Genomic DNA, 14,552 nt, shown 5'->3' on the forward strand with positions numbered 1-14,552 from the left:
TTCACTACCCGCCAGAGGTCCCGCGACCGGACGAGCCGATGACGCTCAGGCGTGAGGACAGGCCGGCCTGGGCCAGCGCCAGCGCCCCGTCCTCGGTGGTCACGACGCCGAGGGCGGCCACGTCGGCGTCCTCGGCTCCGGGCACCGTGACCACCTCGGCGTCACGGACCACGACCTCGGCGGGGGTCTCACCGCCCGGGTCGACCGCCACGACGTCGACCCGGTCGCCGACCCGCACCGCGGTCGCGTCGGCGGGGTCGATGCGGATCGTGGCGAAGACGGCGCCCTCGCCGTGACCCGAGAGCGCGCCGGGGCCGATGACGCGGAAGTCCGTCAACGGCTCGCCGGCCCGCATGGGCCCGGCCACCCGGCGGCCGATCGCCTCGCTCCGGCCGAGGACGTGCGCCGGAACCGCAGACGGCGCCACGGCGGCGTTGTGCACGTCATCGGCGGTCACGACATGGCCGCTGGGCAGGTCGTGGCGGGCGACCAGGACCGGCTCGGTCCGCGGGGCCTGCCGCACGGCGGTCAGCCCCGCCAGCACCGCCAGCCCGGCGAGGACGGCCGCGATCAGTCGTCGGTGCTCGTCGAGGAGCAGCTGGAGACGTCCCATCCCCGGAGGCTAGGCCGGTGGCGGCGCGAGCGTCCGGGGCTGTCCACAGGCCTGCTCAGGCGGCGGAGTCGGACCCGGTCTTCTTGGCGGGCGTGGCCGCGGCGGGCTTGCTGTCGCCGGAGCCCGACGAGCTGCTCGAGGTCGAGGTGGTCGACGAGGTCGAGCTGGTGGAGGCCGTCGACGACGAGCCCGACCGGCTGTCGGTCTTGTAGAACCCGGAGCCCTTGAACACCACACCCACGGCGTTGAACACCTTGCGGAGATCTCCTCCGCAGCTCGGGCACACGGTCAATGCATCGTCGGTGAAGCTCTGCTGGACCTCCAGCGCTTCTCCGCAGTCCTTGCACTGGTACTGGTACTTCGGCACGACTTGCTCCGCTCGGTCGATATTGCGATCCCAAGGGTACAGTTGTGCCACCGTGACCGATCACTTCCCTCATGGGGACAGCCCTTCCGGAGCACATCGATGACCGAATGGCTACTCCTGGCCAGTTCCGTGCTCCTCATGTTCGCCTGCGGTGTGTTCGTCGCCGCCGAGTTCTCCTTCGTGACCGTCGACCGGGCCACGATCGAGCGCGATGCCGCCGCCGGCGACAAGGGAGCCCAGGGCACGCTCATCGCGCTGCGGTCCCTGTCGACCCAGCTCAGCGGCGCGCAGCTGGGCATCACGATCACGAACCTGGCCATCGGCTTCCTGGCCGAACCGGCGATCGGCAGCCTCCTGCGCGATCCACTCGCCTCGGCCGGGCTCGAGGGCGGCGCGCTCCGTGGCACGTCCTATGCGATCGCCCTGGTGTTCAGCACCGTCGTGACGATGCTGATCGGCGAGCTCGTGCCCAAGAACTTCGCCCTGGCGCTGCCGCAACGCTGCGCGGCCGCCACCCAGCTGCCGCAGCGGATCTTCACCAAGATCATGGCCTGGCCGATCCGCCTGCTCAACGGGATGGCCAACGCCATCCTGCGCGCGCTGGGGGTCGAGCCGCAGGAGGAGCTGCGCTCGGCCCGCTCGCCCGTCGAGCTGCGGTCGCTGGTGCTGCGCTCCGCCCTGGAGGGCGCGATCGACGACGAGACCGCAGAGCTGGTGGCCCGCAGCATCGCCTTCGGTGACCGGACCGCGGCCGACGTCCGGACCCCGCGGGTGCGGGTGCACTTCCTGGAGGGACGCGACACGGCGCTGGACGTCATCGAGGCGGCCCGGCAGACCGGTCACTCACGCTTCCCGGTCATCGGCCGATCGCCGGACGACATCTTGGGCATCGTGCACGTCAAGCAGGCCGTGGGCGTCGACGTCGACCGGCGCCGCAACGTCCGGGTCGTCGACATCTCCGCGCCGGCCACGATCGTCCCCGACAGCATCGAGCTGGACCCGCTGCTGTCGCTGCTGCGCGAGCAGGGCATGCAGATGGCCGTCGTCGTCGACGAGTACGGCGGCACCGACGGAGTCGTGACGCTGGAGGATCTCGTCGAGGAGATCGTGGGCGACATCGCCGACGAGCACGACCGGCTCTCCTCGCGCAGCCGGCACCGCCGCGACGGCACGTGGTCGCTGTCGGGTCTGCTGCGGCCCGACGAGGTCGAGGAGCAGACCGGCATCCCGCTGCCCGAGGGCGAGGACTACGAGACGATCGCCGGCCTCATCCACGACGAGCTGGGACGCATCGCGGTGCGCGGCGACGTCGTCACGCTCACCGTGGACCGCAGGCCCGAGGACGATGACGAGGACCCCGAGCCGATGATCGTCACCCTGACCGTGGAACGCATGGAGGGACGCCGCATCGACCGCGTCTCGTTGACCGCCGACGCGGTGCAGACGGCCGGTGAGCAGGCATGAGCGACTGGTTCGCGGTCCTGCTGACCGTGGTGCTGCTGGCACTGAACGCCCTGTTCGTGGCGGCCGAGTTCGCACTGATCTCGGCCCGGCGGACACAGCTGGAGCCGCGGATCGCCGCCGGCTCCCGTCCCGCCCGCATGGCGATGCGGGCGATCGAGAACATCACCCAGGTCATGGCCGCCGCCCAGCTGGGCATCACGATCTGCTCATTGGGCCTCGGTGCGGTCGGCGAGCCGGCCATCGCCCACCTGCTGGAACCGCTGTTCGAGGCCGCCCATGTGCCCGAGGGCCTGGTGCACCCCATCTCGTTCACGATCGCGATGACCGTCGTGGTGGGCGCGCACGTCGTGCTCGGCGAGATGGTGCCCAAGAACCTGGCCCTCGTCGGCCCCGACCGGGCCGCGCTGGTGCTCGGCCCGTTCATGCTGGGCGTCGTCCTGGTGCTCAAGCCGTTCGTGGTCCTGCTCAACGGCGCGGCCAACCTGATCGTCCGGATGTTCCGGGTCGTGCCGGTCGACGAGGTGTCGTCGACGTTCACGCATGACGAGGTGGCCGGTCTGGTCGAGGAGTCGCGCCGCGAGGGCCTGCTGGACGAGGACGAGTACGGGCTGGTCTCCGGCGCGCTCGACTTCTCCGACGGCACCGTCGACCAGGTGCTGATCCCGCTGGCGGGCCTCGTCACGATCACCCCGAACGCCACCCCGATCGATGTCGAGCGGGCCTGCGCCGAGACCGGCTTCTCGCGCTTCCCGGTCACCGACGCGCTGGGCGACCTGAGCGGGTACCTGCACATCAAGGACGTCCTGGAGACCGACGAGCGGTCCCGCCGCGAGACGATCGCCGACAAGTGGGTGCGCCCGCTCGCGACCGTGGTCGCGGGTTCGGGCCTGTACGAGGCCCTGCGCACCATGCAGGCCCGGGGCTCGCACATGGCGCGGGTCGCCGACGCGAACGGCACGGTGCTGGGCGTCATCATGCTCGAGGACGTGCTCGAGGAGCTCGTCGGCGAGATCCGGAGCAGCAGGCCCGCCCTCGGTGCGTGAGAATGGCCCGGTGCTACGCATCGGGAGGATCATCGCGGCTCTGCTGGGTCTCGTGCTGATCGGGATCGCCGTGTTCTCGTTCATCACGGTCCGCCGGTCCTTCCCGGACACCACCGGAGAGGTGCAGATCGCCGGTCTCGGCGGCGAGGTGACGGTCAAGCGCGACGGCAAGGGCATCCCGCAGATCTACGCCGACACCCCAGAGGACCTGTTCCTGGCCCAGGGGTACGTCCACGCGCAGGACCGGTTCTACGAGATGGACTTCCGCCGGCACGTCACGGCCGGGCGGCTGGCCGAGCTGGTGGGCGATGCCGCCCTCGAGACCGACAAGTTCGTCCGGACGCTGGGCTGGCGCCGGGTCGCGGAGAAGGAGCTCGCGCTCCTGGACGACGACACCCGGAGGCTCGTCAACGCCTATGCCCGTGGTGTCAATCGCTACATCGAGGACCGGTCTGCGGCACAGCTCTCGCTGGAGTACGCGGTGCTCGGCCTGACGGGTCCCAGCTACCGTCCGCAACGGTGGACGGCGGTCGACTCGCTGGCGTGGATCAAGGCCATGGCCTGGGACCTGCGCAGCAACATGAACGACGAGATCTCGCGCGTCCTGTCCACGGCCGACCTGGGCGTCGACGAGGTCGAGGAGCTGTACCCGGACTACCCGTCGGCCCACGCGCCGATCGTCACCCAGAAGGGGACGGTCGAGGCGGGGCGGTTCGTCCAGGCGCCGGATGCCGCCGGCCTGGCCCGCTCGGCCGTCGCCTCGCTGAAGGCTGCGAAGAGCGGGGCCGACGCGCTGCCCGCCCTGCTGGGCACCGGTGACGGCATCGGCTCCAACTCCTGGGTCGTGGGTGGTGACATGACCAGCACCGGCAAGCCGATCCTGGCCAACGACCCGCACCTGGCCCCCTCGATGCCGGGCATCTGGTACCAGGTGGGCCTGCACTGCCGGACGGTCGACGAGGCCTGCCCGTACGACGTCGCCGGTTTCTCGTTCTCCGGCCTGCCCGGCGTGGTCGTCGGCCACAACGCCTCGATCGCGTGGGGCGTCACCACGATGTACGCCGACGTGGCCGATCTGTACCTGGAGAAGGTCACCGGCGACAGCTACGAGTACGACGGGCAGCAGATCCCCCTGGAGACCCGTCAGGAGTCCTTCGAGGTCGCCGGTGGCCAGACCGAGACCATCACGGTCCGGTCGACGCGGCACGGACCGATCCTGTCCGACCTGGACGAGGACGCCGCCGACGTGGGCCGGTCCGAGCAGAAGAATGCCGAGGCCGGCAGCTACGAGGTGGCGCTGCGCTGGACGGCGCTGGACCCCCAGCCGACGATCAAGGCGGTCTTCGCCCTCGGCCGGGCGCAGGACTGGGAGCAGTTCCGGGCCGCCGCGAAGCTGTTCACGGTGCCGTCGCAGAACCTGGTGTACGCCGACGTCAAGGGCAACATCGGCTATCAGTCACCCGGCACGATCCCCGTGCGCCGCACCGGCGACGGCCGGTGGCCGGTCCCGGGCTGGGACTCGAGGTACGAGTGGGACGGCTCCCTGCCGTTCGACTCGCTGCCGACGGTGCTCAACCCCGACGAGGGATCCATCGTGACTGCCAACAACCAGGTCATCGGCGACGAGTACCCGGCCGTGCTGGGTGCCGACACCGCGCCGGGATACCGGTCACAGCGCATCCGCGAGCTGCTCGAGGGCCGCGACGACCTGACCGTCGACGACATGTCGACAATCCAGAACGACACCTACAACGCGAATGCGGCCAGGCTCGTGCCCGCGCTGCTCGACGTCGACATGGGCAAGGGGTACTACCGACAGGGGCAGGCCACCCTGGAGAAGTGGGACCTGCACCAGGACGCGGACTCCCCGGGAGCGGCGTACTTCAACGTCGTCTGGAAGAACCTGCTGGCCCGCACCTTCCATGACGAGCTGCCGAAGAGCCAGTGGCCCGGCGGCGGCGAGCGCTGGTTCTCCGTCATCGACTCGATCCTGGACCGCCCCGGCAACCACTGGTGGGACGACACGACGACCCCCGACGTGCGCGAGAGCCGTGACGAGGTGCTGGCGGCCGCGATGCGCGACGCGCGGGACGAGCTGACGATGATCCAGTCACGCAATCCGCGTGACTGGCGATGGGGCACGATGCACACCCTCGAGCTGGTCAACCCGACACTGGGCGACTCGGGCGTCGGCCTGGTGGACAAGCTGTTCAACCGCGGCCCGATCAAGGTCGGCGGCGGCAGCGGGATCGTCAACGCCACCGGCTGGGACGCGACCGAGGGCTACAAGGTCACGGCCGTGCCGTCGATGCGGATGATCGTCGACCTGGACGATCTGGACCGCTCCCGGTGGATCCAGATCACCGGGGCCTCGGGGCATGCGTTCCACGACCACTACAACGACCAGACCGAGCTGTGGGCCGACGGGCGCACCCTGCCGTGGGCCTTCCGTGCCAAGGCGGTCGACGCGGCGACCGATGACACCTTGACCCTGAAGCCGTCCGGCAGCAGCTAGGGGACGCGGAACAACCCTGCCGGCGTCACGGCCATCTGCACCCGGACGTCGTGGGGCTCGTGCGGCACCTCGGCGAGCAGCTCGTGCGTGAAGACCACTGCGCACACCGGAGCCGTGACCCCGGCCAGCGCCCGGTCGTAGTACCCGGCGCCGCGGCCCAGGCGGTGGCCGGCGTGGTCGACCGCCAGGGCAGGGACGATGACCACCGAGCACATCGCGAGCGCATCGGCGCCCAGCCGCGGGCCATCCGGCTCGGGGATGCCGAGCGCGGTCCGGGTGACGGGCGCCGACGGGTCCAGTGCCACCCAGTCCAGGGTGTGGTCGGCCTCGCTGATCGGGACGAGGACCTCGACACCGCGCTCGTGCAGTGCCGCGACGAGCGGTCCGGTGCCCGGCTCGGTCGGCATCGACAGGTAGCACGCGACGCGGGTGGCCCTCGCGACCAGCGGCGTCGCGAGGAGGTGGGCGGCGATCGCCTCCGCGGCGTCGGCGCGCTCGGCATCGGTCATGAGGCGCCTGCGAGCCAGCAGCTCGGCCCGTGCTGATGTCTTCGGCACGCGCTGACGGTAACCTATGTGGGATGTCCGGACTGACGATGGCACAGCAGCGGATGAGTGACGCCGGCGTAGCACAGCGCGCGATCGACGTGTTCTCATCCTTCTACGACCAGCTCGAGCAGGGCGCGACGGGAATGATCCCGGAGTCGGAGATCGACCCACTGGTCGACGTCGACCACGCGGGCGCCATCTCGCTGAGCGACGAGGAGTGCCGCGCCGCCGCAGCGGTCACGGCCGTCATCAAGCTCAACGGCGGTCTCGGCACCTCGATGGGCCTGGACCGGGCCAAGACGCTGCTGCCGGTGCGCCCCGACCTCACCTTCCTGGACGTCATCGCAGGCCAGGTGCTGGCGATGCGCGAGGAGCTGGACGTCCCGCTGCCGTTGCTGTTCATGAACAGCTTCCGCACCCGCGACGACACGCTCGCGGCGCTGGAGAAGTACGACCTGGCGGTCGAGGGCCTGCCGATCGACTTCCTGCAGAACCGTGAGCCGAAGCTGCGCGCCGACGACCTCACACCGGTCGACTGGCCGGCCGATCCAAGCCTGGAGTGGTGCCCCCCGGGCCACGGCGACCTGTACACGGCCCTCGAGGTCTCCGGCATCCTGGACGCCCTGATCGACGCGGGATACCGCTACGCGACGGTCTCCAACGCCGACAACCTCGGTGCCGCGCCGGATGCGGCCATGATGGGCTGGTTCGCCGCATCGGGTGCCCCGTACGCCGCCGAGGTCTGCCGGCGAACTCCCGCCGACGTGAAGGGCGGCCACCTGGTCGTCCGCAAGAGCGACGGCCGGCTGGTCCTGCGCGAGACCGCGCAGACGCCCGACGAGGACGCCGCCGCCGCGGCCGATCCCGAGCGGCACCGCTACTTCCACACCAACAACCTGTGGTTCGACCTGCGGGTCATGAAGCAGACCCTGCAGGAGCGCGACGGCGTGCTCGGCCTGCCGCTGATCCGCAACACCAAGACCGTCGATCCGACCGACAAGACGTCGACCAAGGTCATCCAGATCGAGTCGGCGATGGGTGCGGCCGTCGAGGTGTTCGACGGGGCGACCGCGATCGAGGTCGACCGCTCCCGCTTCCTGCCGGTCAAGACGACCAACGACCTGCTGCTGCTGCGCTCGGACGTGTACGGCGTGGGCGAGGACTTCCGGGTCCGGGCCCAGGCCGACCCAGTGCCGCTGGTCGACCTCGACCGGCGCTTCTTCACCACGATCTCGGACTTCGATGCCCGTATCCCGTCCCCGCCGTCCCTCGTCCAGGCGCGGTCGCTGACGGTCAAGGGCGACTGGCGGTTCGGGGCCGATGTCGTGGTGCGCGGAGACGTCACCTTGGAGGACTCGGGTGAGTCTCGCGACGTGGCGACGGGCACGACGTTAGGCTGAACGGCATGTCAACAGGAGATACGGGCGGCGAGCCGGGGCAGGGCATGCTGCCGGCCGACCCGGACGCTCCCGGCCAGCAGCCGGTCGCGACCGCCGGCAGCGAGGAGCTCACCGAGCCCGTCCGGCCGGCGGCGCCCAAGCGGCAGCGCGCGGCCAGCATCCCCGACGGGATGCTCACGGTCGAGGACCACCTCGAGAAGATCCTGCGTGGGATCGGCCCGCTGGCGGCCTACGACCAGCCGTTGGTCGAGTCGCTCGGCCTGCCGCTGCACGAGGACTTCGTCGCCCCGATGGACCTGCCGTTGTTCGACAACTCCGCGATGGACGGTTACGCGGTCCGGGCCGAGGACATCGCATCGGCATCGCGCCAGCGTCCGGTCACGCTGCCGGTCGTCGGCGAGATCTCGGCCGGATCGGCCAAGCCCTTCGCGATCAGCGCCGGCACTGCGGTCAAGATCATGACCGGTGCACCGATCCCGCGCGGGGCGGACTCCGTTATCCCCTACGAGCAGACCGATCGCGGCAACGCCCGCGTCCAGATCTTCGCGCCGACCACGCCGGGGCAGTGCATCCGCCGCAAGGGCGACGACGTGCGCTCGGGTGAGACGGTCCTGACCGAGGGCGCCGTGCTGGGCCCCCGGGAGATCGGCCTGCTGGCGGCGCTCGGGGCCCCGCGGGTCAAGTCGCGTCCGCGCCCGCGGGTCGTGGTGATGTCGACCGGCAGCGAGCTGCGCGAGCCCGGCACCCACCTGGACTACGACTCGATCAACGACGGCAACAGCTACATGCTCGCCGCGGCGGTCCGTGCGGCCGGTGCGATCTGCTACCGCGTCGGCGCCGTCGACGACAAGCCCCGGACCTTCCAGCGGGTGCTGTCCGAACAGCTCGTCCGCGCCGATCTGGTGGTCACCAGCGGCGGCATCAGCAAGGGCGACCACGACGTCGTCAAGCAGACGCTGTCGGCGCTTGGCACGGTCGAGTTCAACGAGGTCGCGATGCAGCCGGGCAAGCCGCAGGGCTTCGGCCGGGTCTTCGACGAGCAGACCCCGATCATCACGCTGCCGGGCAACCCGGTGTCGGCCTATGTGTCGTTCGAGGTGTTCGTGCTGCCGGCCATCCGCCGCATGATGGGACGCACGCCCTACCGGCGCCCCATGGTGCACGCGGTGCTGGCCGCCGACCTGCAGTCGCGACCCGGCGTGCGCCAGTACGTGCGCGCGGTCTTCGAGGTGACCCATCGCGGGGCCAAGGTCACGCCGCTGAGCGGATCGGGATCGCACCTCGTCGGCACCCTGGCCAAGGCGAACGCGCTGATCATCGTGGGGGAGGACCAGACCGCCCTCAACCTCGGCGACACCGTCAGGACGCTGGTCCTGGACCGGCCGTTCTGATGCCGGAGGCGCCGCGGAACCGGCTGACTCACGTCGACGAGACGGGCGCGGCGCGGATGGTCGACGTCACCGCCAAGGACGTCACGGCGCGCACCGCCACGGCACGCGGCCGGGTCGTGGTGAGCGCGGAGGTGATCGGCCTGCTGCGGGGAGAGGGCGTGCCCAAGGGCGATGCGCTCGCCGTCGCCCGCATCGCCGGCATCATGGCCACCAAGCGCACGCCGGACCTGATCCCGCTGTGCCACCCCTTGGCGATCGGCGGGGTCGAGGTCGACCTCGCGGTCGAGGACGATGCCGTCAGCATCCGGGCCACCGTCCGCACCGCCGACCGCACGGGCGTCGAGATGGAGGCGCTGACCGCGGTGAGCGTCGCGGCGCTGACCGTCGTCGACATGGTCAAGGCGGTCGACAAGCTGGCCCGCATCACCGATGTCGAGGTCGTCGCCAAGTCCGGTGGCAAGAGCGGCGACTGGCGTCGCTGATGTCATCGCTCACAGCCGCGGTCGTCGTGGCGTCCAACCGCGCCGCCGACGGCGTCTACGCCGATGAGACCGGGCCGCTGATCGTCGCTGCGCTGCGGGACTGGGGCTTCGTGGTCGGCGATCCCGTCGTCGTCCACGACGGGGACCCGGTGGGCCTCGCGATCACGGCGGCCCTCGAGGCGGGCGCCGCGGCCGTCGTCACGACGGGCGGGACCGGCATCAACCCGACCGACCGCACGCCCGAGGCGACCCGGCCGCTGCTCGACCGCGAGCTGCCGGGCGTGGCCGAGGCGCTGCGGGCCCGGGGGGTCGCGAACGGGGTGCCGACCGCGGTGCTGTCGCGGGGCCTCGCCGGTGTCGCGGGAACCGCGCTGGTCGTCAACCTGCCGGGCTCCCGCGGAGGCGTCAAGGACGGTCTGGCGGTGCTGCACGAGATCCTGCCGCACGCCGTCGACCAGCTGCGCGGGGGAGACCACCCGGGGAGCCAGGCGTGAGCCCCGGCTGGCCGGTCACGCTGCGCCACGGTCACGTCGGCGTGCGGCCGGTGCGGCGGCGCGATGCCCGGGTGTGGGCCCGGCTGCGGGCCGACAACGCCGGCTGGCTCGGTCCCTGGGAGGCCACGCTGCCCAGCGAGGCCGGGAGCCCGGCGACGTCCTACGTCGGCATGATCGGGTCGCTGCGCCGGCGCGCGCGGCTGGGCCACACGATGCCGTTCGCGGTGACCTGGGACGACCAGGTCGTCGGCATGCTGACGGTCAACGGCATCACCTGGGGATCGGCCCGGTGGGCGAACCTGGGCTACTGGGTGGCGCAGAGCCACGCCGGTCGCGGTGTCACGCCGATGGCGGTCGCCATGGTGTGCGATCACCTGCTGACGACCGTCGGTCTGCACCGGGTCGAGATCGCGATCCGGCCCGAGAACGTCGCGAGCCTGCGGGTCGTGGAGAAGCTGGGCTTCACGGAGGTCGGCCTGGCCCCGGGATTCCTGCACATTGCCGGGCATTGGCGCGATCATCGCATCTTCCAGATCCTCGCCGAGGACGTCCCGCACGGCCTCGTCGCGCGGCTCGAGCGCGGCTGAGTCCCACCCGCCACACAAGTTCTCGCGCGACACACGGTCGCGGGTGCCGGGGAACGGTGCTCGCACCGCCTACGGTTTTCATCGTGGGTTCCAGCAGCGGTTTGATCATCGCCTTCGTCGTCGTCGTGTGGGCGGCGTACTTCATTCCGCTTGCCCTGCGCCGCTACGACGAGGCCAGCAAGAATGCCTCCGTCGAGACCACCGGGACGCTCAGCCGCGTCATCTCGCGCCCGAAGGCAGCCGCTGCCTCGGCCGCCTCCGCGGTCGCTGACGCGGTCAGCCAGTCCCCGCGCTCCCCGTCGCAGAAGACGGCCCCGGCTCCTCGATCCATGGATCGTCCTGCGGCTCGGCTGGCCGCCAAGCGCCGCCGCCGCACCCTGCTGACCCTGCTGGCCCTGACCGCCATCGTCGGCGCGGTCGCCGGATTCGGCGTCATCGCCCCCTACTGGGTCGCAGCACCCGTCGCGCTGGTCGTCGCGTGGCTCGTCGCCTGCCGCATCCAGGTACGCGGAGAGCGTGGCATCAGCCGCGAGAAGGGCTCGACCCGCAAGGTGTCGCTGCCCCGCATCGCCAAGCGCGCCGCGGACAAGGCCAAGGCTGCCAAGGCGCCGAAGGCCGCCAAGACCAAGGGCGCCGCGGCCAAGCGCGCGGTCGCCGCGGACGAGGAGGACACCGTCGTCGTGTCCGGCCTGTTCGAGGACATCGATCCCGGCCGCAAGCACGAGATGGAGAACGTCCCCCTCGAGGACGACGCGCTCGACGACAAGATCGTCATCGCGGTCCCGTCGATCTCGACCGCCGGCGAAGCCCTGTGGGACCCGCTCCCGGTCACCCTGCCGACGTACGTCACCAAGCCGCGGGCCGGTCGCACCGTCCGCACGATCGACTTCTCACAGCCCCACACCTGGACGTCCGGCCACATCGAGGGCGAGGACGTGGAGCTGCCGGGGAGGCGCGACGACACCGGAGAGGAACGCCGCGCGGTGGGTCACTGAGTGGCCTGATAAAGTTGCCGAGCACCCGCAGTTCGGGGTGCATGGGGCATTGGCGCAGTTGGTAGCGCGCTTCGTTCGCATCGAAGAGGTCAGGAGTTCGAATCTCCTATGCTCCACCGTGGTTGACACACTCACCCCCGACACGTGAAAGCGTGTCGGGGGTGAGTGCTTTCCGGGCACGTGCGGCCCCGCAGCGCTCTGCTGCTCACTTGCCGCTGTAGACGGGGAACGCGGCATGCTCGCCGTAGTCCCGCGCGTCGAGGTCCCGCAGCGCGGTCATGTCCTCGTCGGTGATCGTGAAGTCGACCTGGGCGTTGCTGCGCATGTGATCGGGGTTCGCGGTCTTCGGCAGGGATACGGTGCCGAGCTGGAGCGTGTACCGGATGCACAGCTGCGGCACCGACACGCCGTACCTGTCGGCGATCTCCCTGACGGTGGGGTTGCGCAGGATCTCACCGTGCGCGATCGGCGAGTACGCCTCCACGAGGATGTCCTTGCTCTCGCAGTACCCGATCAGCTCGGTCGGGGTGTTGCCCGGGTGCACGAGGATCTGGTTCACGTGCGGGACGACGGTGCCGCGAGCAAGGATGTTCTCCAGGTCGGGCTGCAGGAAGTTCGACACCCCGATCGCCCGGATCCGGCCCGCCGCATGTGCCACCTCCAGCGCCTGCCATGCCTGCAGGTTGCCATCGGCGTAGTCGCCGCCGCGGAAGTCGGCCCAGGGCTGCGGTGCGTGGATGAGCATCAGGTCGATGTGGTCCAGGCCCAGCGTGTCCAGCGATCCCTCGATGGCGGTCACGGCCCGGTCATGGTCCTTGATCTCGGCCGCGAGCTTGGTCGACACGAACACCTCATCGCGGGGGACGTCGCTGGTGCGGACGCCCTCGCCGACGCCACGCTCGTTGCCGTAGGCCTGGGCGGTGTCGATGTTGCGGTACCCGATGTCGATCGCGGCACGGACCGCCTCGGCGGCCACGTCGTCGTCGATGAACCACGTGCCGAGCCCGAGCCTCGGGATCTGGACGCCGTTGGCCAGGGATGCCGTCTCGTTCAGGACGTTCATGGGTTCGCTCCGTTCGTCACCTCCATGGAACGCCCGTGCCCCGGTCCTGGGAAGGGTCCAGTGGCCCGGCGCCTGCTGTGCAGGGTCTCAGGAGTCGAAGCCCAGCCCGAGACGGTCGAGCACCCGCAGCCACGGATTGCGCCGGCCGGTGCGGTCCGCGCGCTTGAGCGACCAGGTCGTGATCGTGATGCCGATCCACGCGAACGGCTCGGGCGGGAACGGCAGCGGCTTGCGGCGCACCATCTGCAGGCGGGTGCGCTCGGTGGGTGTGCCGGCCAGCAGGTCCAGCACGACATTGGCGCCGAAGCGTGAGGCGCCGACGCCCAGGCCGGTGTACCCGGTGGCATAGGCGACGCGGCCGCCGTGGGATGTCCCGAAGAAGGCACAGAAGCGGGTGCACGTGTCGATCACGCCACCCCAGCGGTGGCTGAACCGCAGGCCGGCCAGCTGCGGGAAGGTCGTGAAGAAGTTGGTGGCGAGGGCCTGGAAGGTCGCCTCCCGCTGCTCGTGCTCGGGCCTGATCGCCCGGCCGAAGTGGTAGATCGCGTCGTAGCCGCCCCACAGGATGCGGTGGTCGGCGGTGAGCCGGTAGTAGTGGAACTGGTTGCCCGAGTCGGCGACGCCCTGCCGGTTCGACCAGCCGATCGCGTCGAGCTGAGCGGGCGTGAGGGGTTCGGTCATGAGCACGTAGTCCCAGACCGGGACGGTGTGGAACCGCAGCCGGGCCAGCAGCGGGGCGAAGGCATTGGTCGCCAGTGCCAGGTGGGTGGCGGTGACGATGCCGTGCTCGGTCGTGACGGTGACGCCACCGGTGCTCCGCCGCAGCCGGGTGGCCCGGGTGTGCTCGACGATGCGCACGCCCGCGGCCTCGGCGGCGGCCGCCAGGCCCCAGGCGAGGCGGGCCGGGTCGATCATGGCGGTGCCCGTCCGGTCCCACGTGCCGCCCAGGTAGGTGGGGGAGTCGACCTCGGCCCGCAGCGCCGTGGCGTCCAGGAAGCCCGCGGCCTTCGGTTCGTACGCGGCCAGCTCGTGCGGACGGGTCGCCACGGAGAGCTCGCCGGTGCGCTCGAAGTCGCAGTCGATGCCGTACCGCTGGATGGTCGCGGCGATCTCGTCGAGGTTCTCCAGCCCGAGCCGGTGCAGCTGCTCGTACTCGCCGGGCCAGCGCTCGCGACCGTTGGCCTCGCCGTGGGTCAGGCTCGCGGAGCAGAAGCCGCCGTTGCGCCCGGTCGCGGCGTCCGCGACCCGGGTGGCCTCGATCAGCAGCACCTCGCGCTGCGGGTCTCGCTCCTTGGCCATCAGTGCCGTCCAGAGGCCGGTGAAACCGCCGCCGACGACCAGCAGATCGGTGGTCGTGTCGCCGTCGAGCGCAGGCCTGGCCGGCGGACGCTCGGGTCGGTCGAGCCAGAACGGCACGGTGGCGGCATCGGCCCAGCTGGCGCGCAGAGCCCGGTCGTCCAGATCCATCTGCTCATGATGGCCCACGGGGCCTGTGCGGACGACACGATTGCGCGGCGCCTGGGCCCGGCTGGCATCATCGAGCAGGAAATGGGTCATGGATCGGTGGGAGTGTCAGCAGTGCGGATCGTT

At 70.9% G+C, this 14,552-nt stretch carries 14 protein-coding genes and 1 tRNA gene; 10 read left to right on the forward strand and 5 right to left on the reverse strand.

Annotated features, from left to right (window positions below; translation table 11 throughout):
• Positions 1-4: 4 nt before the first annotated feature.
• Together NQV15_RS03115 and NQV15_RS03120 are read right to left on the reverse strand one after the other, a co-directional pair.
• Positions 5-613, reverse strand: a complete 609-nt coding sequence (locus tag NQV15_RS03115; protein ID WP_232398147.1) for an SAF domain-containing protein — start codon at positions 611-613, stop codon at positions 5-7.
• A gap of 55 nt (positions 614-668) precedes the next feature.
• Positions 669-980, reverse strand: a complete 312-nt coding sequence (locus NQV15_RS03120; protein WP_232398148.1) for an FmdB family zinc ribbon protein — start codon at positions 978-980, stop codon at positions 669-671.
• A 99-nt stretch (positions 981-1,079) separates the two neighbouring features.
• On the opposite strand from NQV15_RS03120, the gene NQV15_RS03125 reads away from it, so the two are divergent.
• The 3 genes from NQV15_RS03125 to NQV15_RS03135 are packed head-to-tail and all read left to right on the forward strand — an operon-like array spanning position 1,080 to position 6,002.
• On the forward strand, positions 1,080-2,444 hold the full coding sequence (locus NQV15_RS03125; RefSeq protein ID WP_232398149.1) for a hemolysin family protein: 1,365 nt from the start codon (positions 1,080-1,082) through the stop codon (positions 2,442-2,444).
• The gene (locus tag NQV15_RS03130) at positions 2,441-3,487 is read left to right on the forward strand and encodes a hemolysin family protein (RefSeq protein ID WP_232398150.1); all 1,047 of its coding nucleotides are present in this window, start codon (positions 2,441-2,443) and stop codon (positions 3,485-3,487) included. The genes NQV15_RS03125 and NQV15_RS03130 overlap by 4 nt, the downstream gene beginning before the upstream one ends.
• A gap of 10 nt (positions 3,488-3,497) precedes the next feature.
• Complete coding sequence (locus NQV15_RS03135) at positions 3,498-6,002, forward strand: penicillin acylase family protein (RefSeq protein ID WP_232398151.1); 2,505 nt, start codon at positions 3,498-3,500, stop codon at positions 6,000-6,002.
• Here NQV15_RS03135 and NQV15_RS03140 read toward each other — a convergent pair.
• Positions 5,999-6,559: a 5-formyltetrahydrofolate cyclo-ligase gene (locus NQV15_RS03140; RefSeq protein ID WP_232398152.1), complete on the reverse strand. Its 561-nt coding sequence runs from the start codon at positions 6,557-6,559 to the stop codon at positions 5,999-6,001. The genes NQV15_RS03135 and NQV15_RS03140 overlap by 4 nt on opposite strands.
• A 23-nt stretch (positions 6,560-6,582) precedes the next feature.
• Between NQV15_RS03140 and NQV15_RS03145 the strand changes: the two genes are divergently transcribed.
• The 7 genes from NQV15_RS03145 (at position 6,583) to NQV15_RS03175 (ending at position 12,015) form a co-directional block, all read left to right on the forward strand.
• Complete coding sequence (locus tag NQV15_RS03145) at positions 6,583-7,950, forward strand: UTP--glucose-1-phosphate uridylyltransferase (protein ID WP_232398153.1); 1,368 nt, start codon at positions 6,583-6,585, stop codon at positions 7,948-7,950.
• Positions 7,951-7,955: 5 nt separating this feature from the next.
• A complete protein-coding gene (glp, locus tag NQV15_RS03150; RefSeq protein WP_232398154.1) occupies positions 7,956-9,341 on the forward strand; it encodes a molybdotransferase-like divisome protein Glp in 1,386 nt (461 codons plus the stop codon).
• Positions 9,341-9,823, forward strand: coding sequence for a cyclic pyranopterin monophosphate synthase MoaC (moaC, locus tag NQV15_RS03155; protein ID WP_232398155.1), 483 nt, complete (start codon positions 9,341-9,343; stop codon positions 9,821-9,823). The genes glp and moaC overlap by 1 nt, the downstream gene beginning before the upstream one ends.
• Complete coding sequence (locus NQV15_RS03160; RefSeq protein WP_232398156.1) at positions 9,823-10,317, forward strand: MogA/MoaB family molybdenum cofactor biosynthesis protein; 495 nt, start codon at positions 9,823-9,825, stop codon at positions 10,315-10,317. Before moaC ends, NQV15_RS03160 begins: the two co-directional genes overlap by 1 nt.
• Positions 10,314-10,904: a GNAT family N-acetyltransferase gene (locus NQV15_RS03165; RefSeq protein WP_232398157.1), complete on the forward strand. Its 591-nt coding sequence runs from the start codon at positions 10,314-10,316 to the stop codon at positions 10,902-10,904. Before NQV15_RS03160 ends, NQV15_RS03165 begins: the two co-directional genes overlap by 4 nt.
• An 83-nt stretch (positions 10,905-10,987) precedes the next feature.
• Positions 10,988-11,899 (forward strand): divisome protein SepX/GlpR, encoded by a 912-nt coding sequence (gene sepX / locus NQV15_RS03170; RefSeq protein ID WP_232398158.1) that lies wholly within the window; start codon positions 10,988-10,990, stop codon positions 11,897-11,899.
• A gap of 43 nt (positions 11,900-11,942) precedes the next feature.
• Positions 11,943-12,015: transfer RNA gene (locus NQV15_RS03175), tRNA-Ala, on the forward strand.
• 89 nt (positions 12,016-12,104) lie between these two features.
• Here the strand turns inward: NQV15_RS03175 and NQV15_RS03180 are convergent.
• Together NQV15_RS03180 and NQV15_RS03185 are read right to left on the reverse strand one after the other, a co-directional pair.
• Positions 12,105-12,962, reverse strand: a complete 858-nt coding sequence (locus NQV15_RS03180) for an aldo/keto reductase (RefSeq protein WP_232398159.1) — start codon at positions 12,960-12,962, stop codon at positions 12,105-12,107.
• A gap of 87 nt (positions 12,963-13,049) precedes the next feature.
• Positions 13,050-14,429: an NAD(P)/FAD-dependent oxidoreductase gene (locus tag NQV15_RS03185; RefSeq protein ID WP_232398160.1), complete on the reverse strand. Its 1,380-nt coding sequence runs from the start codon at positions 14,427-14,429 to the stop codon at positions 13,050-13,052.
• Positions 14,430-14,552: the final 123 nt, after the last annotated feature.

Origin of the sequence: Aeromicrobium wangtongii (assembly GCF_024584515.1) — a bacterium.
Taxonomy (GTDB): domain Bacteria; phylum Actinomycetota; class Actinomycetes; order Propionibacteriales; family Nocardioidaceae; genus Aeromicrobium; species Aeromicrobium wangtongii.

Bases quoted from the DNA above. Each gene is read 5' to 3' on its own strand.
- NQV15_RS03115 (WP_232398147.1), bottom strand. From the start codon at position 613: ATGGGACGTCTCCAGCTGCTCCTCGACGAGCACCGACGACTGATCGCG.
- NQV15_RS03125 (WP_232398149.1), top strand. From the start codon at position 1,080: ATGACCGAATGGCTACTCCTGGCCAGTTCCGTGCTCCTCATGTTCGCC.
- NQV15_RS03130 (WP_232398150.1), top strand. From the start codon at position 2,441: ATGAGCGACTGGTTCGCGGTCCTGCTGACCGTGGTGCTGCTGGCACTG.
- NQV15_RS03145 (WP_232398153.1), top strand. From the start codon at position 6,583: ATGTCCGGACTGACGATGGCACAGCAGCGGATGAGTGACGCCGGCGTA.
- glp (WP_232398154.1), top strand. From the start codon at position 7,956: ATGTCAACAGGAGATACGGGCGGCGAGCCGGGGCAGGGCATGCTGCCG.
- moaC (WP_232398155.1), top strand. From the start codon at position 9,341: ATGCCGGAGGCGCCGCGGAACCGGCTGACTCACGTCGACGAGACGGGC.
- NQV15_RS03160 (WP_232398156.1), top strand. From the start codon at position 9,823: ATGTCATCGCTCACAGCCGCGGTCGTCGTGGCGTCCAACCGCGCCGCC.
- NQV15_RS03180 (WP_232398159.1), bottom strand. From the start codon at position 12,962: ATGAACGTCCTGAACGAGACGGCATCCCTGGCCAACGGCGTCCAGATC.
- NQV15_RS03185 (WP_232398160.1), bottom strand. From the start codon at position 14,429: ATGGATCTGGACGACCGGGCTCTGCGCGCCAGCTGGGCCGATGCCGCC.